Source organism: Nocardioides scoriae, assembly GCF_900104965.1.
GTDB classification, from domain to species: Bacteria; Actinomycetota; Actinomycetes; order Propionibacteriales; family Nocardioidaceae; genus Marmoricola; species Marmoricola scoriae.
The window spans coordinates 1,243,090-1,264,266 of the sequence record NZ_LT629757.1 but is presented as its reverse complement, the minus strand read 5'-3'; the positions used below and the strand labels follow the sequence as shown (position 1 = coordinate 1,264,266).

19 protein-coding genes and 1 riboswitch are annotated in these 21,177 nt (G+C 74.9%); of the genes, 17 read left to right on the top strand and 2 right to left on the bottom strand.

The window, feature by feature from the left end; genetic code table 11:
• The first annotated feature begins 75 nt into the window (after nucleotides 1-75).
• The 15 genes from carA to BLU55_RS06015 all read left to right on the top strand — a co-directional run bounded on the left by carA (nucleotide 76) and on the right by BLU55_RS06015 (nucleotide 16,447).
• Nucleotides 76-1,245: a glutamine-hydrolyzing carbamoyl-phosphate synthase small subunit gene (carA, locus tag BLU55_RS06085; protein WP_091727267.1), complete on the top strand. Its 1,170-nt coding sequence runs from the start codon at nucleotides 76-78 to the stop codon at nucleotides 1,243-1,245.
• On the top strand, nucleotides 1,245-4,583 hold the full coding sequence (carB, locus tag BLU55_RS06080; protein WP_091727264.1) for a carbamoyl-phosphate synthase large subunit: 3,339 nt from the start codon (nucleotides 1,245-1,247) through the stop codon (nucleotides 4,581-4,583). The genes carA and carB overlap by 1 nt, the downstream gene beginning before the upstream one ends.
• Before the next feature lie 2 nt (nucleotides 4,584-4,585).
• Nucleotides 4,586-5,647: a quinone-dependent dihydroorotate dehydrogenase gene (locus tag BLU55_RS06075; protein WP_091727261.1), complete on the top strand. Its 1,062-nt coding sequence runs from the start codon at nucleotides 4,586-4,588 to the stop codon at nucleotides 5,645-5,647.
• Nucleotides 5,644-6,480: an orotidine-5'-phosphate decarboxylase gene (gene pyrF, locus BLU55_RS06070; protein WP_091727258.1), complete on the top strand. Its 837-nt coding sequence runs from the start codon at nucleotides 5,644-5,646 to the stop codon at nucleotides 6,478-6,480. Before BLU55_RS06075 ends, pyrF begins: the two co-directional genes overlap by 4 nt.
• Complete coding sequence (locus BLU55_RS06065) at nucleotides 6,477-6,932, top strand: hypothetical protein (protein WP_091727256.1); 456 nt, start codon at nucleotides 6,477-6,479, stop codon at nucleotides 6,930-6,932. The genes pyrF and BLU55_RS06065 overlap by 4 nt, the downstream gene beginning before the upstream one ends.
• A gap of 188 nt (nucleotides 6,933-7,120) precedes the next feature.
• On the top strand, nucleotides 7,121-7,438 hold the full coding sequence (mihF, locus tag BLU55_RS06060) for an integration host factor, actinobacterial type (RefSeq protein WP_091727253.1): 318 nt from the start codon (nucleotides 7,121-7,123) through the stop codon (nucleotides 7,436-7,438).
• Nucleotides 7,435-8,043, top strand: a complete 609-nt coding sequence (gmk, locus tag BLU55_RS06055) for a guanylate kinase (protein WP_091727251.1) — start codon at nucleotides 7,435-7,437, stop codon at nucleotides 8,041-8,043. Before mihF ends, gmk begins: the two co-directional genes overlap by 4 nt.
• A 45-nt stretch (nucleotides 8,044-8,088) precedes the next feature.
• A complete protein-coding gene (gene rpoZ, locus BLU55_RS06050; RefSeq protein WP_091727248.1) occupies nucleotides 8,089-8,424 on the top strand; it encodes a DNA-directed RNA polymerase subunit omega in 336 nt (111 codons plus the stop codon).
• An 85-nt stretch (nucleotides 8,425-8,509) separates the two neighbouring features.
• On the top strand, nucleotides 8,510-9,721 hold the full coding sequence (gene coaBC / locus BLU55_RS06045; protein WP_407938427.1) for a bifunctional phosphopantothenoylcysteine decarboxylase/phosphopantothenate--cysteine ligase CoaBC: 1,212 nt from the start codon (nucleotides 8,510-8,512) through the stop codon (nucleotides 9,719-9,721).
• Between the two features lie 61 nt (nucleotides 9,722-9,782).
• The gene (gene metK / locus BLU55_RS06040) at nucleotides 9,783-10,985 is read left to right on the top strand and encodes a methionine adenosyltransferase (RefSeq protein ID WP_091727243.1); all 1,203 of its coding nucleotides are present in this window, start codon (nucleotides 9,783-9,785) and stop codon (nucleotides 10,983-10,985) included.
• Between the two features lie 131 nt (nucleotides 10,986-11,116).
• The gene (locus BLU55_RS06035; RefSeq protein ID WP_231917069.1) at nucleotides 11,117-13,078 is read left to right on the top strand and encodes a primosomal protein N'; all 1,962 of its coding nucleotides are present in this window, start codon (nucleotides 11,117-11,119) and stop codon (nucleotides 13,076-13,078) included.
• Between the two features lie 104 nt (nucleotides 13,079-13,182).
• Complete coding sequence (def, locus tag BLU55_RS06030) at nucleotides 13,183-13,728, top strand: peptide deformylase (RefSeq protein WP_091727238.1); 546 nt, start codon at nucleotides 13,183-13,185, stop codon at nucleotides 13,726-13,728.
• A gap of 3 nt (nucleotides 13,729-13,731) precedes the next feature.
• Nucleotides 13,732-14,667 (top strand): methionyl-tRNA formyltransferase, encoded by a 936-nt coding sequence (fmt, locus tag BLU55_RS06025; RefSeq protein WP_091727235.1) that lies wholly within the window; start codon nucleotides 13,732-13,734, stop codon nucleotides 14,665-14,667.
• Nucleotides 14,664-15,089, top strand: a complete 426-nt coding sequence (locus BLU55_RS06020; protein ID WP_091727233.1) for a hypothetical protein — start codon at nucleotides 14,664-14,666, stop codon at nucleotides 15,087-15,089. Before fmt ends, BLU55_RS06020 begins: the two co-directional genes overlap by 4 nt.
• A complete protein-coding gene (locus tag BLU55_RS06015) occupies nucleotides 15,086-16,447 on the top strand; it encodes an RsmB/NOP family class I SAM-dependent RNA methyltransferase (RefSeq protein WP_091727229.1) in 1,362 nt (453 codons plus the stop codon). Before BLU55_RS06020 ends, BLU55_RS06015 begins: the two co-directional genes overlap by 4 nt.
• Before the next feature lie 6 nt (nucleotides 16,448-16,453).
• Here BLU55_RS06015 and BLU55_RS06010 read toward each other — a convergent pair whose 3' ends face one another.
• The gene (locus BLU55_RS06010; protein ID WP_091727226.1) at nucleotides 16,454-17,707 is read right to left on the bottom strand and encodes a YeeE/YedE family protein; all 1,254 of its coding nucleotides are present in this window, start codon (nucleotides 17,705-17,707) and stop codon (nucleotides 16,454-16,456) included.
• A 115-nt stretch (nucleotides 17,708-17,822) separates the two neighbouring features.
• Between BLU55_RS06010 and rpe the strand changes: the two genes are divergently transcribed.
• Both rpe and BLU55_RS06000 read left to right on the top strand, forming a co-directional pair.
• The gene (gene rpe / locus BLU55_RS06005; protein ID WP_091727224.1) at nucleotides 17,823-18,494 is read left to right on the top strand and encodes a ribulose-phosphate 3-epimerase; all 672 of its coding nucleotides are present in this window, start codon (nucleotides 17,823-17,825) and stop codon (nucleotides 18,492-18,494) included.
• Nucleotides 18,495-18,590: 96 nt separating this feature from the next.
• Nucleotides 18,591-20,087: a S8 family peptidase gene (locus BLU55_RS06000; protein WP_231917068.1), complete on the top strand. Its 1,497-nt coding sequence runs from the start codon at nucleotides 18,591-18,593 to the stop codon at nucleotides 20,085-20,087.
• 4 nt (nucleotides 20,088-20,091) lie between these two features.
• Here BLU55_RS06000 and BLU55_RS05995 read toward each other — a convergent pair whose 3' ends face one another.
• A complete protein-coding gene (locus tag BLU55_RS05995; protein ID WP_091727221.1) occupies nucleotides 20,092-20,946 on the bottom strand; it encodes an LLM class flavin-dependent oxidoreductase in 855 nt (284 codons plus the stop codon).
• Between the two features lie 67 nt (nucleotides 20,947-21,013).
• Nucleotides 21,014-21,143: riboswitch (FMN riboswitch) on the top strand.
• Nucleotides 21,144-21,177: the final 34 nt, after the last annotated feature.

Sequence of the window (21,177 nt, the reverse complement as noted above, 5' to 3'; positions counted from 1 at the left end):
CCCGGCGCTGGTAGCATCGGCGCCGATCGGCATCCTTTAACGATCCGTCCCGTGAGGCGGAGAAGGAGGTACGGCGTGCCCCTGCATGCCCCCACCCGTCCCATCCCGGCGATCCTCGTCCTGGAGGACGGCCGGACCTTCCGCGGCGAGTCCTACGGGGCCGCCGGCGAGACCTTCGGCGAAGCCGTCTTCTCCACCGGCATGACCGGCTACCAGGAGACGCTGACCGACCCGTCGTACCACCGCCAGGTGGTCGTGATGACCGCGCCGCACGTCGGCAACACCGGCATCAACGACGACGACCCCGAGTCGCGCCGCATCTGGGTCAGCGGCTACGTCGTGCGCGACCCCGCCCGGGTCCCGTCGAGCTGGCGCTCGGTGCGCAGCCTCGACGACGAGCTGCGCGAGCAGGGCGTGGTCGGCATCAGCGGCGTCGACACCCGCGCGCTGACCCGCCACCTGCGCGAGCGCGGCGCGATGCGCGTCGGCATCTCGACCGAGACCACCGACGCCGAGTCGCTGCTCGCCCGCGTCCGGGGCGCGGCCGAGATGGAGGGCAGCGAGCTCGCGGGCGAGGTCACCACGTCCGAGGCGTACGTCGTCCCGGCGGTCGGCGCGCGGCGCTTCACCGTCGCGGCGGTCGACCTCGGCATCAAGGCCAACACCCCGCGGATGATGGCCGAGCGCGGCATCGAGGTGCACGTGCTCCCCGCCACCTCCACCCTCGACGACGTCCTGGCCGTGTCCCCCGACGGCCTGTTCTTCTCCAACGGGCCCGGCGACCCGGCGGCCACCACCTCCCAGGTCGCGCTGCTGCAGGGTGCCCTCGAGCGGGAGCTGCCCTACTTCGGGATCTGCTTCGGCAACCAGCTCTTCGGCCGGGCGCTCGGGTTCGGCACCTACAAGCTGACCTACGGCCACCGCGGCATCAACCAGCCGGTGATGGACCGCACGACCGGCAAGGTCGAGGTCACCGCGCACAACCACGGCTTCGCGGTCGACGCGCCGCTCGACGGGCCGACCGACACGGCGTACGGCACCGCGACGGTGAGCCACGTCTGCCTCAACGACGACGTCGTCGAGGGCCTCGAGCTGCGCGACGCCGCGGGGGCGCTGCGGAGCTTCTCGGTGCAGTACCACCCCGAGGCGGCCGCGGGTCCGCACGACGCCGCCTACCTCTTCGACCGCTTCTGCGAGCTCATGGACGCCCGCCGCAGCGCCACCACCGACGGGAAGGACGCCTGATGCCCAAGCGCACCGACATCCAGAGCGTGCTGGTCATCGGGTCCGGCCCGATCGTCATCGGCCAGGCCTGCGAGTTCGACTACTCCGGCACCCAGGCGTGCCGCGTGCTGCGGGCCGAGGGCCTGCGGGTCGTGCTGGTCAACTCCAACCCGGCCACGATCATGACCGATCCGGAGTTCGCCGACGCGACGTACGTCGAGCCCATCACCGCCGAGTTCGTCGAGAAGGTGATCGAGAAGGAGCGCCCCGACGCGCTGCTCGCCACCCTGGGCGGCCAGACCGCGCTCAACACCGCGATGGCGCTCGACGCCGCGGGCGTGCTCGACAAGTACGGCGTGGAGCTCATCGGCGCGAGCATCGAGGCGATCAACCGCGGCGAGAACCGCGAGTCCTTCAAGCGCATCGTCGAGGAGCTCGGGGGAGAGGTGGCCCGCTCGGTGGTCTGCCACACCCTCGAGGAGTGCTTCGAGGCCTCGCGGGACCTCGGCTGGCCGATGGTCGTGCGCCCCAGCTTCACCATGGGCGGCACCGGCTCCGGCATGGCCTACGACGAGGACGACCTGCGCCGCATCGCCGGCTCCGGCCTGGCCGCCAGCCCGACCACCGAGGTGCTCCTCGAGGAGTCGATCATCGGCTGGAAGGAGTACGAGCTCGAGGTGATGCGCGACACCGCCGACAACGTGGTGATCGTGTGCTCCATCGAGAACCTCGACCCGATGGGGGTCCACACCGGCGACTCCATCACCGTCGCGCCGGCGATGACGCTGACCGACCGCGAGTACCAGCACCTGCGCGACCTCTCGATCGGCATCATCCGCTCCGTCGGCGTCGACACCGGCGGCTGCAACATCCAGTTCGCGGTCAACCCCGCCGACGGCCGCGTCGTCGTCATCGAGATGAACCCCCGCGTCTCGCGCTCCAGCGCGCTGGCGTCGAAGGCCACCGGCTTCCCGATCGCCAAGATCGCGGCCAAGGTCGCCATCGGCTACACCCTCGACGAGATCCCCAACGACATCACCACCCGCGAGGACGGCCAGAGCACCCCGGCGGCCTTCGAGCCGACGCTGGACTACGTCGTGGTGAAGGTGCCGCGGTTCGCCTTCGAGAAGTTCCCCGCCGCCGACCCGGTGCTCACCACGCACATGAAGTCCGTGGGCGAGGCCATGGCCATCGGGCGCAACTTCACCGAGGCGCTGCAGAAGGCGCTGCGCTCCCTGGAGGACGCGAAGGCCGTCTTCGACTGGAGCCACACGACCGTCGACCTCGACAAGGACGCGCTGCTCACCACCATCGCCACGCCCCACGACGGCCGGCTGCGCGAGGTGATGGACGCGCTGCGTGCCGAGGCCACCCCCGAGGAGGTCGTCGCCGCCACCGGCATCGACCCGTGGTTCGTCGACCAGCTGGCGCTCGTCAACGAGGTCGCCCAGGAGGTCATCGACGCCCCCGAGCTGACCCCCGGGCTGCTGCGCCTGGCCAAGCGGCACGGGTTCTCCGACCGCCAGCTCGGCCGGATCCGCGACATGAAGGAGGACGTCGTGCGCGGCGTCCGGCACGCGCTCGGTGTCCGCCCGGTCTACAAGACGGTCGACACCTGCGCGGCGGAGTTCGCGGCCCGCACGCCGTACCACTACTCGTCGTACGACGAGGAGACCGAGGTCGCGCCGCGCGAGAAGCGTGCCGTCATCATCCTGGGCTCGGGCCCCAACCGGATCGGCCAGGGCATCGAGTTCGACTACTCGTGCGTCCACGCCAGCCTGGCGCTGCACGAGGCCGGCTACGAGACCGTGATGGTCAACTGCAACCCCGAGACCGTCTCCACCGACTACGACACCTCCGACCGGCTCTACTTCGAGCCGCTCACCCTGGAGGACGTGCTCGAGGTGGTCCACGCCGAGCGCGCCGCCGGCCCGGTCGCCGGCGTCATCTGCCAGCTCGGCGGCCAGACCCCGCTGGGCCTGGCGCAGGGCCTGGAGGACGCCGGCGTGCCGATCGTCGGCACGCCGCCGGCCGCCATCCACCTGGCCGAGGAGCGCGGTGCCTTCGGCCGCGTGCTGGCCGAGGCGGGGCTGCCGGCCCCCAAGCACGGCATGGCGACGACGTTCGGCGAGGCCCAGCAGATCGCGGCCACCATCGGGTTCCCGGTCCTGGTGCGCCCGTCGTACGTCCTGGGCGGGCGCGGCATGGAGATCGTCTACGACGACGAGGCGCTGCGCGGCTACATCCAGCGCGCCACCGAGATCAGCCCCGAGCACCCCGTGCTGGTCGACCGCTTCATCGACGACGCGGTCGAGATCGACGTGGACGCGCTCTACGACGGCACCGACCTCTACCTCGGCGGCGTCATGGAGCACATCGAGGAGGCCGGCATCCACTCCGGCGACTCCAGCTGTGCCCTGCCCCCGATCACGCTGGGCCAGGAGGAGATCGACCGGATCCGGGTCGCCACCGAGGCCATCGCCCGGGGCGTCGGGGTGCGGGGCCTGCTCAACATCCAGTTCGCGCTCGGCTCGGACGTGCTCTACGTCCTCGAGGCCAACCCCCGGGCCAGCCGGACCGTGCCCTTCGTCTCCAAGGCCACCGCCACGCCGCTGGCCAAGGCGGCCGCGCGGGTGATGCTCGGCGAGACCATCGCCGGGCTCCGGGCCGAGGGGCTGCTGCCGGCCGTCGGCGACGGCGGCGACCTGCCGGGCGACGCCCCGATCGCGGTCAAGGAGGCCGTGATGCCCTTCAACCGCTTCCGCACCCCGGACGGCCAGTCCGTCGACACCGTGCTCGGCCCGGAGATGCGCTCCACCGGCGAGGTGATGGGCTTCGACGCCCACTTCGGCACCGCCTTCGCCAAGGCGCAGACGGCCGCCTACGGCTCGCTGCCGCTGACGGGCCGGGTCTTCGTCTCGATGGCCAACCGCGACAAGCGCACCATGATCTTCCCGGTCAAGCGCCTGGCCGACCTCGGCTTCGACATCCTCGCGACGACCGGCACCGCCGAGGTGCTGCGCCGCCACGGGGTCTCGGCCAGCGTGGTGCGCAAGCACAGCGAGGGCGACGGCGCCGACGGCGAGCGGACGGTCGTGGGCCGCATCCTCGACGGCGAGATCGACCTCATCGTCAACACCCCCCACGGCACCTCGGTCGGGGGCGGGTCACCGCGCCTGGACGGCTACGAGATCCGCACCGCCGCCATCCTGGGCAACATCCCCTGCATCACCACCGTGCAGGGACTCGGCGCCGCGGTCCAGGGCATCGAGGCGATGCGGGCGGCCGACATCGGGGTCCGCTCGCTCCAGGACTGGGCCCGGTTCGCCGCCGAGCGCGCGGCCGAGCGGGACGCCTGAGGGTGGGCCTCTACCGCCAGCTGTTCGACCGGGTGCTGACGCGCACCGACGCCGAGCAGGCGCACCACGCGGCCTTCCGGGCCATCCGCGCCGGACGACCGGTGACCCACCTGCTGCCGGCGGCCCGCGGCGCGGGTGGCGGCGCGGCGGTCCGCGCGATGGGGCTGGACTTCCCCGGCGTGCTCGGCCTCGCGGCGGGGTTCGACAAGAACGGCGTCGGCATCGACGCGCTGGCCAACCTCGGCTTCGGCTCCGTCGAGATCGGCACCGTCACCGCGCACCCCCAGCCAGGCAACCCCCGGCCCCGGCTGGCGCGGCTGCCGGCCGACGGGGCGATCGTCAACCGGATGGGGTTCAACAACGAGGGGGCGCAGGCGGTCGCCCGGCGGCTGGCCGAGCGTCGCCTCGACCGCACCGGCCGTCGCTCCGGCGTGCCCCTGGGCATCAACATCGGCAAGACCAAGGTGGTGCCCGAGGACGAGGCGGTCGCCGACTACGAGCGCAGCGCAGCCCTGCTGACGCCGTACGCCGACTACCTGGTCGTCAACGTGTCCTCGCCCAACACCCCCGGCCTGCGCGACCTGCAGACCGTGGAGCGCCTCGAGCCGCTGCTGCGCGCCGTGCGCCGCCGGGCCGACGACGTCAGCTCGGGCCACGTCCCGCTGCTGGTGAAGATCGCCCCCGACCTGGCCGACGACGACGTCCTGGCCGTGGCCGACCTGGCCCTGGCGCTCGGGCTCGACGGCGTGGTCGCCACCAACACCACGATCGCCCGCGACGGCCTGGCCAGCCCGGCCTCGGCCGTCGAGGCGGCCGGCGGGGGCGGGCTCTCCGGCCCGCCGCTGCGGCGCCGCGCCACCGAGGTCGTCCGGCTGCTGCGCGGCCGCCTGGGGCCGGACCCGGTGGTGGTCGGGGTCGGCGGGATCACCACGGTGGCCGACGCCCGGGAGCGCCTCGAGGCGGGGGCCGACCTGCTGCAGGGCTACACCGGCCTCGTCTACGAGGGACCCTTCTGGGCCGCCCGCCTCAACCGGGCGCTGGCCCGCAGCGGAGCCACCCGGTGACCGCCCCCTTCGGTGCCCGGCTCCACGCCGCGATGGCGGCCCGGGGACCGCTGTGCGCCGGCATCGACCCCCACGCCGCGCTGCTGGCCGAGTGGGGCCTGCCCGACACGGTCTCCGGCCTGGAGCGGTTCGCGCTCACCGCCACCGAGGCGCTGGCCCCGCACGTGGCGGCGCTCAAGCCCCAGTCGGCGTTCTTCGAGCGCTTCGGCTCGGCCGGGGTCGCCGTCCTCGAGCGGGTGCTGGCCACGGCCCGCGAGGCCGGCACGCTCAGCGTGCTCGACGTCAAGCGCGGCGACATCGGCTCGACGGCGCAGGGGTACGCCGACGCGTACCTCGACCCGGCCTCCCCGCTGGCCGCCGACGCGATGACGGCCTCGCCGTACCTCGGCGTCGGCAGCCTGGGGCCGGTCGTCGAGACCGCCCGCCGCCACGGGGGCGGGGTGTTCGTGCTGGCGCTGACCTCCAACCCCGAGGCACCGCTGTTCCAGCAGGCCCGCACGGCCGAGGGCACCACGGTCGCGGGTGCGGTCCTGGACGCGCTGCGCGGGCTCAACGCGGGGGAGCAGCCGCTGGGCTCCTTCGGTGCCGTGGTGGGTGCCACCATCGGCGAGACGGGGGAGGACCTCGACGTGGGTGGCCCGCTGCTCGTGCCGGGCCTGGGCGCCCAGGGCGGCACGCCCGAGGACGTGCGCCGCATCTTCGGCCGCTCGGTCGAGCTGGTGCTGGCCTCCAGCTCGCGCGAGATCCTGCGCGCCGGCCCCGACGCGGGCGCGCTGCGCGACGCCGCCCTGCGGACCGCCGAGGGGCTGGCTGCGCTGCGGGGCACCCGGTGAGGGCCGCGACCCGGGCGCGCGCGGCCTCCGGGCTGGCGGTGCTGCTCCTGGCCGCCCTGACGGCCTGCGGCGAGCCGACCACCGAGGACTACTGCGCCCGTCTCGACCAGGACCGGCGCCAGCTCAGCGAGATGGTCGACTCGGGGTCCCCGACGGCGCTGCTGAGCAACCTCGAGCTGCTCGACGGCCTCGCCGAGCTCGCCCCCAGCGACCTGAAGGACGAGTGGCAGACCTTCCTGGGGGCCCTGGAGGAGCTCGACCGCGCCCTCGACGCGGCCGGCGTGACGGCCGGCGACTTCCGGGACGGGCGACCACCCGCCGGACTGGGCCGGGCCGACCGGGAGGCCATCGTCGCGGCCGCCGACCAGGTCCGATCGGAGGAGGTCGTGACGGCCGCGTCCGGCATCGAGCAGCAGGGACGCGACGTCTGCAAGGTCAACCTCGGGCTCTGAGACGAGCCGTCCACCGTACGCCCGGTGAACGGCCGGGGTGATCTGGGTCTCCGGCTCCCGCGAGGACCGGACGCCGCGTTGCAGCCGGTCCGAGGACGTGACTACTGTGCCTTCACATTCTTCTCATCCCACCCATCCGCTCGTCAGGCCGACACCGCCGCCCCGAGCAGGAAGACGAGGAACCCTCCGTGGCCCTGCCGCCCCTCACCCCCGAACAGCGCCAGGCGGCTCTCGAGAAGGCCGCCCGCTCCCGCAAGGAGCGCGCCGAGGTCAAGAACCGCCTCAAGCACTCCGGTGCCACCATCGCCGAGGTCGTCGCCGAAGGGCAGGCCAACGAGGTGATCGGCAAGATGCGCGTCAGCGAGCTGCTGCAGTCGATGCCCGGCATCGGCAAGGTGCGTGCCGCCCAGACGATGGAGCGGCTCAAGATCTCCGAGAGCCGCCGCGTGCGCGGCCTGGGCGCCAAGCAGGTCGCCGCCCTGGTCGACGAGTTCGCCGGCGAGTGACCGACCCCGGACCTGAACGCCCACCGGGCCCGGCCCACCGGGCCGCACCGGCACGGCTGACCGTCCTCGCCGGCCCCACCGCGGTGGGCAAGGGCAGCGTCACCGCCTGGGTGCGCGAGCACCACCCCGAGGTCTGGATCTCGGTCTCCGCGACCACCCGGCGCCGTCGCCCCGGCGAGCAGGACGGCGTCCACTACCACTTCGTCGACGACGCGGAGTTCGACCGGCTCGTGGCCGAGGACGAGCTGCTCGAGTGGGCCGTGGTCCACCGCGGCGCCCGCTACGGCACGCCGCGCGGCCCCGTCGAGGAGGCGCTGGCCGCCGGCCGGCAGGCGCTGCTGGAGATCGACCTGCAGGGCGCCCGGCAGGTGCGCCGGCGGATGCCGCAGGCGCAGTTCGTCTTCCTGGCCCCGCCGTCCTGGGACGAGCTGGTGCGCCGCCTGGTCGGTCGCGGCACCGAGGACGCGGCCGAGCGCGAGCGTCGGCTGGGCACCGCCCGCGAGGAGCTGGCGGCCGAGCCGGAGTTCGACGTGACGGTCGTCAACCGCCGGATTCCCGATGCGGGCGCCCGATTGGTAGAGTTGATCGGGTTGGGCAGCCGCTGATCCAGCTGGCCCGGCACCATCCCCGATCTGCGAATGAGGCACCACATGACTGCGTCCGGACCTGTCGCGGAGGGCATCACCAACCCCCCGATCGACGACCTGCTGACGAAGACCGACTCCAAGTACAAGCTGGTCCTCTACAGCGCCAAGCGGGCGCGCCAGATCAACGCCTACTACTCCCAGCTGGGCGAGGGCCTGCTCGAGTACGTCGGCCCGCTCGTGGACACCCACGTGCAGGAGAAGCCCCTCTCGATCGCGCTCCGCGAGATCAACGAGGACCTGCTGACCTGCGAGGACATCGACCCGGAGGAGGCCGCGGCCGAGGCGCTCGCCGTCGACCAGGCCGCCGCTGCCGGCTCCAGCGACGAGCCCGTCTCCTGATGAGCTGCTGCCGGTGACCACCACCGGTGGATCCCGTCCTCACGCCGGCCCCGAGGAGGTCGCCCCGCGACCGTCCCGCAGGGTCGTGCTCGGCGTGAGCGGCGGGATCGCTGCGTACAAGGCCTGCGAGCTGCTCCGGAGGTTCACCGAGTCGGGCCACGACGTCACCGTCGTCCCGACCGCGGCCGCGCTGGAGTTCGTCGGCGCCCCGACCTGGGCGGCGCTGTCCGGCAAGCCGGTCAGCACCGAGGTGTGGGACGGCGTCCACGAGGTGCCCCACGTGCGGATCGGCCAGTCGGCCGACCTCGTCGTGGTCGCCCCGGCGACCGCCGACCTGCTGGCCCGCGCGGCGCACGGCCTGGCCGACGACCTGCTCACCAGCACCCTGCTGACCGCCCGCTGCCCGGTGGTGCTCGCCCCGGCGATGCACACCGAGATGTGGGAGCACCCCGCCACCCGGGCCAACGTCGAGACGCTGCGGTCGCGCGGCGTGGTCGTCGTGGAGCCCGCCGAGGGCCGGCTCACCGGCGCCGACACCGGCAAGGGCCGCCTGCCCGAGCCCGGCGAGATCTTCGCCCTGGCCACCGACGTGCTGGCGCGCAGCACCGCCGGCGCCCCGCTGCAGGACCTGGCGGGGCTCGCGGTCGTGGTGTCGGCCGGTGGCACCCGCGAGTACCTCGACCCGGTGCGCTTCATCGGCAACCGGTCCTCGGGCCTGCAGGGCCTCGCCCTGGCCCGCGCGGCCAGCGCCCGTGGTGCCTCGGTGACCCTGGTCGCGGCCAACGTCTCGCTGCCGGACCCCGCCGGCGTCAAGGTCGTCCGGGTCGAGACCACCGCGCAGCTGCGCGACGCCGTCGTCGAGGCGTCCAGCGCCGCCGACGCCGTGGTGATGGCCGCCGCGCCCGCCGACTTCCGCCCGGCGGAGCACTCCGCCACCAAGATCAAGAAGTCCGAGGACGGCTCCTCCCCGACGCTGCACCTCGAGCAGAACCCCGACATCCTCGCCGGCCTGGCCGCCGACCGTCCCCACCCGGGCATCGTCGTGGTGGGCTTCGCGGCCGAGACGGGCGACGCCCAGGGCACGGTGCTGGAGCACGCCCGCGCCAAGCTGGCCCGCAAGGGCTGCGACCTGCTGGTCGTCAACGACGTCTCCGGCGGTGCCGTCTTCGGCGCGCAGGACAACGAGGCGGTCCTGCTGGGCCAGGACGGCAGCGCGGTGCCGGTGGCCCGCGGCTCGAAGTCGGCGCTCGCGCACGCCATCTGGGACCGCGTCGTCGCGCTGCGCGCGCTCGGTTAGGCTCGGTCGCTGACGAGCGTCTCGGGGTCCGGGGCGCATCCCCCCAGCTGCAGGAGCCGAAGTGACCGGACGTCTGTTCACCTCCGAGTCGGTGACCGAGGGTCACCCCGACAAGATCGCCGACGCGATCAGCGACACCGTCCTGGACTACCTGCTGGCCCACGACGAGGACCGCGCCAACCTGCGCGTGGCCGTCGAGACGCTGCTGACGACCGGCCTGGTCGTGGTGGCCGGCGAGGTCCGCACCAACGCCTACGCCCCCGTCGCCGAGCTGGTCCGGGCCAAGATCCTCGACATCGGCTACGACTCCTCGCTCAAGGGCTTCGACGGCAAGTCCTGCGGCGTGCAGGTGGCCATCGGCGGCCAGTCGGCCGACATCGCCGCCGGCGTCGACCACGGCCACGAGTCGCGGGTCGGGTCCTCCGACGACGAGATCGACCGCCAGGGCGCGGGCGACCAGGGCCTGATGTTCGGCTACGCGTCGGACGACACCCCCGAGCTGATGCCGCTGCCCATCACCATCGCGCACCGCCTCTCCGAGCGGCTCACGGCCGTCCGCAAGGACGGCACGCTGGACTACCTGCGTCCCGACGGCAAGACCCAGGTCACCATCGAGTACGACGACCAGGACCGCCCCGTGCGCGTCGACACCGTCGTGCTGTCCACCCAGCACTCCGCCGAGGTCAGCCTCGAGCAGCTCGAGGCCGACATCGAGCAGCACGTCATCGCCCCGGTGCTCGCCTCCTTCGACATCCCCTCGGACGACCACCGCCTGCTCGTCAACCCCACCGGCATCTTCGTGGTCGGCGGCCCGATGGGCGACGCCGGCCTGACCGGTCGCAAGATCATCGTCGACACCTACGGCGGCATGGCCCGCCACGGCGGCGGCGCGTTCTCCGGCAAGGACCCGTCCAAGGTCGACCGCTCCGCGGCGTACGCCATGCGCTGGGTGGCCAAGAACATCGTCGCCGCCGGGCTCGCCCGCCGCGCCGAGGTCCAGGTCGCCTACGCCATCGGCAAGGCCCAGCCGGTCGGCGTGTTCGTGCAGACCTTCGGCACCGGCGTCGTCTCCGACGAGGTCATCCAGAAGGCCGTCCTCGAGGTCTTCGACCTGCGGCCCGCCGCCATCATCCGCGACCTCGACCTGCTGCGGCCGATCTACGCCCAGACCGCCGCCTACGGCCACTTCGGTCGCGAGCTCGAGGACTTCACCTGGGAGCGGACCGACCGTGCCGACGCCCTGAAGAAGGTCGCCGGCACCTGAGCCCCGAGGTCCGACCCGACGCCGCGGGGGAGGGGCAGCCGGACGACCAGCTCGCCCTGCTCCCCGCTCCGGCGCGGGCGCGGGTCGAGGCCCGCCGGGCCACGCCGCCCGCCGAGCGGGTGCCGGACCCGGTGGCCGAGGTCGACCCGGTCGCCCGGGTGCTGGTCGACGTGCCGCTGGCGCACCTCGACCGGCCCTTCGACTACGCCGTCCCGGCGACCATGGCCGACGCCGCCCGGCCGGGGGTCCGGGTCAAGGTCCGCTTCGCCGGCAAGGACGTGCACGGGTTCGTGCTCGCCCGCACCTCGCGGACCGACCACACCGGGCGGCTGCAGCCGCTGCGACGGGTGGTCGGCGAGGAGCCCGTGCTGACCCCCGAGGTCGCCGAGCTGACGGCCGAGGTGGCCGCGCGCTACGCCGGCACCCGCTCCGACGTGCTGCGGCTCGCGGTGCCCTCGCGGCACGCGACGGTCGAGAAGGAGCCGCCCCGCGACCCGGCCCCCACGCCAGCGGCCCCGTCGGGCGCGACCTGGGCGGCGTACGACGGGGGCGAGCGGGCGGTCGACGACCTCGCCGCCGGCGGCTCGCCGCGGCTGGTCTGGTCGGTGCTGCCGGGCGACGACCCGAGCGCGCTGCTGGCCGACGCGGCCGTGGCCACCGCGGCCTCGGGCCGCGGCGCCCTGGTGTGCCTGCCCGACCACCGCGACGTGGCCCGCCTCGACGCCGCGCTGACCCAGCGCCTGGGCGCCGGCAGCCACGTCGTGCTGACCGCCGACGCGGGGCCGGCCAAGCGCTACCGCGCCTTCCTGGCGGTGCGACGGGGGGCGGTGCGCATCGTCATCGGCACCCGGGCGGCCGCCTTCGCACCGGTGCGCGACCTGGGCCTGGTCGCGATGTGGGACGACGGCGACGACCTGTTCGACGAGCCGCGGGCGCCGTACCCCCACACCCGCGAGGTGCTGCTCGTGCGCGCGCGCAGCTCGGGCAGCGCGCTGCTGCTGGCCGCGCACGCCCGCAGCGTCGAGGCGGAGTACCTGCTGCGCACCGACTGGGCCCGCGAGGTGGTGGCACCGCGCGACGTGGTCCGCGAGCGCGTCGCGGTGGGCGTCGCCGGGGCAGACCCGGTCGTGGCGGCGCGCGACGCCGGCGCCCACGGGCGGCTGCCGAGCGAGGTCATCACGCTGCTGCGCACGGCCGTCGCCGACGGGCCGGTGCTGGTGCAGGCACCCCGGGTCGGGTACGCCACCCGGCTGGCCTGCGAGCGCTGCCGGACCCCGGCCACCTGCCGGGTCTGCCACGGTCCCCTGCGCCAGCGGGGACCGGTGCGGCCGGTCGAGTGCGCCTGGTGCGCCACGCCCGAGCCCGGCTGGCAGTGCGGCGAGTGCGGCCACCGCGGGCTGCGCGCGCCCGTGCTGGGCGACGCCCGCACCGCCGAGGAGATCGGTCGGGCGCTGCCCGGCACCACCATCCGGCAGTCGTCGTCGGGGGAGCGGGTCCTCGCCGGTGTGCCGGCGACCCCGGCCGTCGTGGTCGCCACGCCGGGGGCCGAGCCGGTGGCCGAGGGCGGGTACGCCGCCGTCGTGCTGCTCGACACCTGGCTGCTGCTCGGCCGGGCCGACCTGCGGGCGACCGAGGAGGCGGTGCGGCGCTGGTCCAACGCCGCCGCCCTGGTGCGACCGGCCGTCGAGGGCGGTCGCGTGCTGGCCGTCGGCGACCCGGCGCACCCCGGCCTGCAGGCGCTGGTCCGCTGGGACCCGGGCGGCCTGGCGCGACGCGAGATCGAGGACCGGGTGGCCGCCCACCTGCCCCCGGCCTCGCGGGTCGCGACGCTGACCGGCGACCCCGCCGACCTCGAGCAGGGGCTGGCCGGCCTGGTGCTGCCCCCCGGGGCCGAGGTGCTCGGACCGGTGCCCCTCGACCCGCCCCGCGAGCCTGCGCGTGCCCCGGAGACCGACCAGGTGCGCTACGTGCTGCGGGTGCCCCGGGCCGCCGGGCCCGCGCTGTCGGCGGCGCTGCAGGACCTGCAGGTGCACCGCTCGACCCGCAAGCTCCCGCACCTGCGGGTCGAGGTCGAGCCCGCCGAGCTGGGCTGAGCGCAGCCGCCACCGTCGTGCGCCCAGGTGGGCTCGCGCCGCGTCACCCGGCGACGCATAGGATCGGACGCTGACGTCGCCACCGCCAACCCGCAGGAGGACTCGTGTCGGTCAGGCCCATCCGGCTCTTCGGAGACCCGGTGCTGCGCACCCCCGCGGCTCCGGTCGTCGACTTCGACAAGGAGCTGCGCACGCTCGTCGAGGACCTCACCGCCACCATGCTCGACGCTCCCGGCGCAGGGCTGGCCGCCCCGCAGATCGGCGTGGGCCTGCGGGTCTTCACCTGGCACGTCGACGGCGAGGTCGGCCACCTGGTCAACCCGACGCTGACGCTGTCGGAGGACCTGCAGGAGGGCGACGAGGGCTGCCTGTCGATCCCCGGCTTCAAGATCGACTGCCGCCGCGCGGCCACGGTCGTGGCCCACGGCTTCGACCAGCACGGCGAGCCGCTGCTGGTGGAGGGCACCGAGATGCTCGCCCGCGCGATCCAGCACGAGACCGACCACCTCGACGGCATCCTGTTCGTCGACCGCCTCGACCGGGAGGCCCGCCGCGAGGCGATGCGCTTCATCCGCGAGGCGGAGTGGTTCGGCCAGCCGGCACCGCAGGTCAAGGTCTCGCCCCACGCCACCCGCGGTCTCGGCATCTAGCCCGTGCGCGTCGTCTTCGCCGGCACCCCCGAGGTCGCCCTGCCCGCGCTGGAGGCGGTGGCCGCGAGCCGCCACGACCTCGTAGGCGTGGTCACCCGCCCCGACGCCCCGGCCGGCCGCGGCCGGCGCCTGGTGGCCTCGCCGGTCGCGCAGCGCGCCGAGGAGCTGGGGCTCCCGGTGCTGCGCCCCGAGCACCCCCGCGACCCCGACTTCCAGGCGGCGCTGCGGGCGCTGGCGCCCGACTGCTGCCCCGTGGTGGCCTACGGCGCGCTGCTGCCGACCTCGGCGCTCGAGATCCCGGTCCACGGCTGGATCAACCTGCACTTCTCCGTGCTGCCCGCGTGGCGCGGCGCCGCCCCGGTCCAGCACGCCGTGTGGGCCGGCGACGAGGTCACCGGCGCGACCACCTTCCGGATCGTGCGCGAGCTCGACGCCGGACCGACGTACGGCCTGATGACGCAGACGGTGCGTCCCGACGACACCGCCGGGGACCTGCTCGCCCGGCTCGCCGAGGGCGGCTCGCAGCTGCTGGTGCAGACCCTCGACGGGATCGAGGACGGCAGCCTGGAGGCCCGCGAGCAGCCCACCGACGGCGTCAGCCTCGCGCCCAAGATCACCACCGCGGACGCCGAGGTCGACTGGAGCGAGCCCGCGGTCGCCGTCGACCGCCGTGTCCGGGCCTGCACGCCGTTCCCGGGCGCCTGGTCGACGCTCGCGGGCGAGCGGATCAAGCTCGGCCCGGTCCGTCCGGTGGGGCGCGCCCGGCTCGAGCCCGGCGTGCTGGAGACCACCAAGAACGACGTCTTCGTCGGCACCGGCACCGGCCCCGTCCGGCTCGGCCGGGTCAAGGCCTTCGGCAAGAAGGAGATGGCGGCCGCCGACTGGGCCCGGGGCGTGCGCCTGGAGCCCGGGACCCGCCTGGGGGGTCCGGTCGCGTGACGCGCCCTGCCCGCCCCGAGGACGTCGACGAGATCTGCGGCGCCCTGCCGGGCACCTGGTTCGGGACCTCGTGGGGCGCGGTGCCGACCTGGCTGGTGCAGACCCGCGCGACCCGCACCGAGGGCGACCGGGGCCGCGGCTTCGTGCTCTACCGCGAGCCCCACGCCACCGCCACCGACCCGGCGACCGGCGAGCCGTACGACGACCTGCTGGTCGTGCGCACGCCCGACGAGGCGGCGAAGGCGGCGCTGGTGGAGGCCGAGGGACCCTTCTTCACCATCGACCACTTCCGCCGCAGCAACGCGGTGCTGGTCCGCCTCTCGCGGCTGGGCGAGCTGGACCGTGACGAGCTGGTCGAGGTGCTGACCGAGGCCTGGCGTGCGATGGCCCCGCCGCGGCTGGTCCGCGAGCACGACGCATGAGCCGGGGGAGCGGGAGGCAGGCCGGCCCGCGGGCCGGCTCCCCGGCCGCGCCCCGCGTGGACGCGGCGCGGCTGGCGGCGTACGACGTGCTGGTGGCGGTGCGCGAGCAGGACGCCTACGCCAACCTGGTGATGCCGCGGCTGCTGCGCGAGCGCGACCTCGGGGGTCGCGACGCCGCCTTCGTGACCGAGCTGGTGGGCGGGACGCTGCGGGGCCGGGGGACCTACGACGCCGTCATCGACCACCTCACCGGGCGGGCGCCCGACCCGGGGGTGCGCGACGCCCTGCGGCTCGGCGCCCACCAGCTGCTGGCGATGCGGGTGCCCGACCACGCGGCCGTCGGCTCCAGCGTCGAGCTGGTGCGCACCCGGGTGGGCCACAAGCCGGCCGGCTTCGTCAACGCCGTGCTGCGCCGGCTGGCCGCCCGCGACCTCGACGGCTGGATGCGCGAGCTGGACGCCTCGCAGGCGGTCCGGACCTCCCACCCCGACTGGGTGGTGGTCGAGCTGGCCCGCGCGCTGGGCCGGCCCGAGGAGCTGGAGGCGCTGCTCGCCGCCGACAACGAGCGTCCGACGGTGACGCTGGTCGCGCGCCCCGGCCTGAGCACCGTGGAGGAGCTGGGCGGCACGCCGCTGCCGGTCTCGCCGCTGGCCGTCGAGCTCGCCAGCGGCGACCCGGGCGCCGTGCCCGCGGTGCGCGAGGGCCGCGCCGGCGTCCAGGACGCCGGCTCGCAGCTCGTGGCGCTGGCGCTGTCCCGGGCCGCGCTGGTGGGCCGCGACGAGCGCTGGCTGGACCTGTGCGCGGGTCCCGGCGGCAAGGCCGCCCTGCTCGCCGCCCTGGCCACCGGCTCCGGCGCCCGGCTGCTCGCCCACGAGCGGCAGCCCCACCGGGCCGTGCTGGTGCGGCAGGCGCTGCGGGCCACCGAGGGCGACGTCGTGGTCGGCGACGGCACCCGACCGGCCTGGCGGCCCGACAGCTTCGACCGGGTGCTGGTCGACGCGCCCTGCTCGGGCCTGGGTGCGCTGCGCCGCCGCCCGGAGAGCCGGTGGCGGCGCCGGGCCGAGGACCTCGACGCGCTGGTGCCGCTGCAGCGGGCCCTGCTCGCCTCCGCCCTGGAGTCGGTCCGGCCCGGCGGCGTGGTGGTCTACGCGACCTGCTCGCCCGTGGTCGAGGAGACGGCGGGCGTGGTCCGCGACGTGCTGGCCGGGCGGGGCGACGTCCGGCTGGAGCGGGCGGAGCCGCTGCTGCCGGAGGTCACCGACGCCGCCTCGGCCCACCTGCCGGGCGCGGTGCAGCTGTGGCCGCACCGCCACGGCACGGACGCGATGTTCGTCGCCGTGCTGCGCCGCGACGCCTGAGCCCGGCTAGCAGACCGAGTCGGTCGGCCTGGGGTTCGCCAGGCCGAACAGGGGACGCAGCGCGAGCCCGGCCACGGTGCCGATCAGCGCCATCACGCCCCACAGCCAGCCGTGCAGGCTGAACGACGCGATGCCGCCGAAGTAGGCGCCGATGTTGCAGCCGAAGGCGATGCGGGCGCCGTACCCCATCATGATCCCGCCGACGACGGCGCCGAGCGCGAGCCGGCCCGGGACCCGGCGGTGCACCACGAACGCGCCGGCCAGGGCGGAGGCGACCAGGGCGCCGAGGATGATGCCGAGGTCCATCACGGAGGTCTTCTCGGCCAGGAACCCGGCCTGGTACTTCGCGGCGTTGACGGGGTCCTGCCAGAAGGTCCACGACGTGACGTCGACCCCGAGGGCGTCGAGCAGCTTGCTGCCCCAGAGGCTGAAGGCGAAGGTCACGCCCCACGCGCCGCCGGAGACCCACAGCGTCAGCGCGTTGAGGCCGGCGAGCAGCAGCGCGCCGACCCACAGCGGCCAGGAGCCGCGGGCGGCGCGGGCCAGGCCCCGCGCGACGGGGGCGCGGTCGACCGGGGGCACCTGCCCGCGGCGGCCCAGGACCAGCGTCAGCGCGACGACCACCAGCACCACGGCCATGGTGATCACCCAGGCACCCAGGTAGCCGAACGGCTGCACCGTGGCCAGCGACACCGGGGCGAGGCTCGGCAGGTCGTCGGTCCAGAACGGGAAGTGCAGCGCGCCGAGCGTGGAGCCGGCCACGAAGCCGCCGAGGGTGACGAGGATGGCGGTCTGGCCGCTGCCGACGGCGAACAGCGTGCCGGACGCGCACGACCCGCCCAGCTGCATGCCCACCCCGAAGAGGAAGGCGCCCACGACGACGCCGAAGCCGATCGGGGCGAGCGAGGGCGAGGCCGGGACGCCGTTCCAGGCGGTGCCCACGGCCAGGATCGGGGCGAAGAGGGTCGCGGCCACCGCGATCATGAGCATGTGGGCGCGCAGCCCGGCGCCCTGGCGCACGGCGACCAGCTGCCGCCAGGCCGAGGTGAAGCCGAAGCGGCTGTGGAACAGCACGAACCCCAGGGCGGTGCCGATGGCGAACAGCACGGCCGGGACCTGGCCGGAGCGCTGCCAGACCAGCAGGCCGAGGGCGAGCGCGGCCACGACGCCGCCCAGCGCGATGCCGAGCTGCGGGGGGCGGGCCGCCTCGGCCTCGGTGGCGGGCCGGACGCGGGGGGTGCGGACGGGGGTGGTGCTCATGGGACGGGCCTTCCGAGAGGGAGATCGGAACAGTGCATCGGATCGATCGACGACGTCACCCGGCGTCCACCACGCGAGCCGGGCGACGAGCCGCCCCCACTAGGCTCTCCCCACCATGGGCATCCAGATCACCCCGAGCGTCCTCAACGCCGACCTCGCGCGCCTCGCCGACGAGGTCGCCCGGATCCCGTCGGCCGACTGGGTCCACGTGGACGTGATGGACAACCACTTCGTGCCCAACCTGACGCTGGGCCTGCCGGTGGTCGAGTCGCTGGCGCGTCGCAGCGCCCTGCCGATCGACGCGCACCTGATGATCGAGGACCCCGACCGCTGGGCCCCGGCGTACGCCGAGGCGGGGGCGGGCTCGGTCACCTTCCACCTCGAGGCCGCCGCCGCGCCGGTCCGGCTGGCCCGGGAGCTGCGCGCCAAGGGCGCCCGCGCCTCGATGGCGCTCAAGCCGGCCACCCCGGTCGAGGCGGCCGCCACGATGCTGGGCGAGCTCGACATGCTGCTGCTGATGACCGTCGAGCCGGGCTTCGGCGGGCAGAAGTTCCTCGAGCTCTGCCTGCCCAAGATCCGGCGGGCCCGCGAGCTGGTCTCGGCCGCCGGTCTGGAGGTCTGGCTCCAGGTCGACGGGGGCGTCTCGGTCGAGACCGTCGAGCGCTGCGCCGAGGCCGGGGCCGACGTGTTCGTGGCCGGGTCGGCCGTCTACTCCGCCGAGGACCCCGACGCCGTGGTCGAGCAGCTGCGGGGGCTCGCGCAGGGCGCGTCCGGCGCCGGGGCGTGACCTGGGGCACGTCCGCTCGTTGCAGGAGTACGCCGCGCGGGTCTCCGACCGACCGGAGAGAGACGCCCGGAGCGGCCCTCCGAGAGGGATGACCACGTGCGACGCCTCGACCGGTCCCTGGCCACCACCACCCTGGCGGGAGCCGCGGCCGCGGTGCTCGCGCTGGGCCTGACCGCCCCCACCGCCTTCGCGGCGGACGGCTCCTCCAGCAGCGCGGCCGACGCCGGAGCGCTGGCCGACGTCTCGCCGTACCTGGCCCGGACGCTGACCGGCCTCACCGGCCAGAGCACCGTCCTGGTCCACGGCACGGACCTGGCCGCCGCCGCCGATGCGGTGCGCGCCGCGGGCCTGACGAAGGTCACCTCGTTCTCCAAGATCGGCGTGGTCGCCGCCCGCGGCACCAAGGCCCAGATCGAGGGCGTCCGGGCCCAGGACGGCGTGACGTACGTCGAGGCCGGGGAGCAGCCGATCCAGTTCCTCGACGCCACCTCCAACACGGCCACCCGTGGCCTGGAGGCGCAGCAGACCCTCACCGGCGCCGACGGCAGCCCGCTGACCGGCAAGGGCGTCTCGGTCGGGGTCATCGACTCCGGCGTCGACCCCACCCACCCGGCGTTCCGCGAGGCCGACGGCTCCAGCGCCGTGGTGGCCAACCTCAAGACGCTGTGCGAGCCCACCGAGACGCTGTGCACCGTGCAGCGCGTCCCGGGCGTCGTCGACACCGACACCCTCTCGGCCGGCGGCCACGGCACCCACGTGAACGGCATCGTGGCCGGACGTCCCACCACCCTCGCCGACGGCCAGGAGGTCCAGGGCGCGGCCAAGGACGCCAAGCTGGTCTCGGTCTCGACCGGCGCCGCGCTGGTCATCCTGGGTGCCGACGCGGCCCTCAACTGGGTGCTGGAGAACCACGAGGCGCCCTGCGGCGCCGGCGTACCGGCGTCGACCTGCCCGCCGATCAAGGTCACCAACAACTCCTACGGCCCCACCGGGGGCGGCGGCTTCGACCCGCAGTCCGCCACGGTCAAGCTGCAGCGCGCGCTCGCCGACGAGGGCGTGCTGACCGTGTGGGCCAACGGAAACGACGGCGGCGACGGCTCCGAGAACCTCTCCAACCCGCCCGGCCAGGACCCGACGCCCGGCGTGCTGTCGGTCGCGTCCTACTTCGACCTCGACAACGGCACCCGTGACGGCAAGGTCTCCGACTACTCCTCGCGCGGCCTGGCCGGCGACCAGTCGACCTACCCGGACTTCTCCGCCCCGGGCGAGAACATCACCTCGGCGTGCCGCCCCTACCTGCCGATCTGCTCCACCGGCCTGGACCCGGTCAACGGTCCCGGCCCGCTCGACATCGGCACCTTCAACACCATCAGCGGCACCTCGATGGCCGCGCCGCACGTCGCCGGCATCGTCGCACAGCTGTTCCAGGCCAACCCGCAGGCCACGCCCGCGCAGATCGAGGACGCGCTGAAGACCACGGCCCACAAGTACGCCGACGGCGCGCCGTACGAGGCCGGTGCGCTGGGCACCACCAGCGTCGACAAGGGCTACGGCCTGGTCGACGTCGTGGCGGCCGCCGAGGCGGTGCGCTGAGGCCCTAGCGGGGCAGCCGCGCGGCGACCTCCTCCAGCACCCGCTCCGACCCGGCGTACGGCGCGCCGGGTCGGGGCCAGTGCGTGATCACGTCGGTGAACCCCAGGTCGGCGGCGCGGCCGACCATCTCCTCGAAGACCCCGACCGACTCCAGCGAGAACACGGGGGAGGAGTCGAGGTTGAGGTAGCGGTCGAAGCCGGCGGGGTCGCGCCCGGCGTCGACCAGGGCGGTCTCGAGGGTCGCCCGCGCGGTGGCCAGCCCGGCGAACCAGTCGTCGAGGGTCTCGGCCGCACCGCCGGTGGTGATCCAGCCGTCGCCCGCGCGGGCCGCGTAGCGCAGCGAGCGGGGGCCGTTGGCCGCCACCAGCAGCGGCACCCCGCGCAGCGGTGGCAGGGTGCGGGCGTCGCGCGCCGAGAACCAGCGGCCGTCGGCGTCGACGTGGTCCTCGCCGCGCAGCCGCAGCAGCAGGTCGCAGAACTCCTGGAAGCGGTCGACGCGCTCGCGCACGCTCAGCTCCTCGCCGCCGAGGATCCGCGAGTCGAGGTCGCCGCCGGTGCCGACGCCGAGCAGGAAGCGGCCCTGCGAGACGTCGTCGAGCGACTGGACGTCGCGGTGCAGCGCCACCGGGTGGCGATAGTTGGGCGAGGCGACGAAGGTGCCGAGGCGGACCGTCGTGGTGACCATGGCCGCCGCCGTCAGGGTGGGGGTGGTCCCGAACCACGGCGAGTCCGGCAGCCCGCCCCACACGAGGTGGTCGTAGGTCCAGGCGTGGTCGAAGCCCATCTCCTCGGCGGCGCGCCAGCGGGGCTCGGCCTCGGCCCAGGTGAGGTCGGTGAGGATCGTCAGTCCGTAGCGCATGTCCGCACTGTAGGTGCCCCCGCCGACGCCCCGGGGCCTGTGGCAGACTCGGCCCCACGAGCTTTGCTCGCGTGCTCTGGGGGCGGTGGAAATCCGCACCGGCGGTGAAAGTCCGCGACCCGGCCGCTGCCAGCGGTCGGTTGACCAGGTGGAACTCCTGGACCGACGGTCACAGTCCGGATGAGAAGCGCACGCGGTGCCGGCGCCCCCAGGGGCGACCGGTCGCCGGAG

What these genes read in the sequence shown, in the direction of transcription:
- BLU55_RS06015 (WP_091727229.1), top strand. Translation starts at nt 15,086, where the DNA reads ATGAGCCGGGGGAGCGGGAGGCAGGCCGGCCCGCGGGCCGGCTCCCCG.
- rpe (WP_091727224.1), top strand. Translation starts at nt 17,823, where the DNA reads ATGGGCATCCAGATCACCCCGAGCGTCCTCAACGCCGACCTCGCGCGC.
- BLU55_RS05995 (WP_091727221.1), bottom strand. Translation starts at nt 20,946, where the DNA reads ATGCGCTACGGACTGACGATCCTCACCGACCTCACCTGGGCCGAGGCC.
- carB (WP_091727264.1), top strand. Translation starts at nt 1,245, where the DNA reads ATGCCCAAGCGCACCGACATCCAGAGCGTGCTGGTCATCGGGTCCGGC.
- rpoZ (WP_091727248.1), top strand. Translation starts at nt 8,089, where the DNA reads ATGACTGCGTCCGGACCTGTCGCGGAGGGCATCACCAACCCCCCGATC.
- BLU55_RS06010 (WP_091727226.1), bottom strand. Translation starts at nt 17,707, where the DNA reads ATGAGCACCACCCCCGTCCGCACCCCCCGCGTCCGGCCCGCCACCGAG.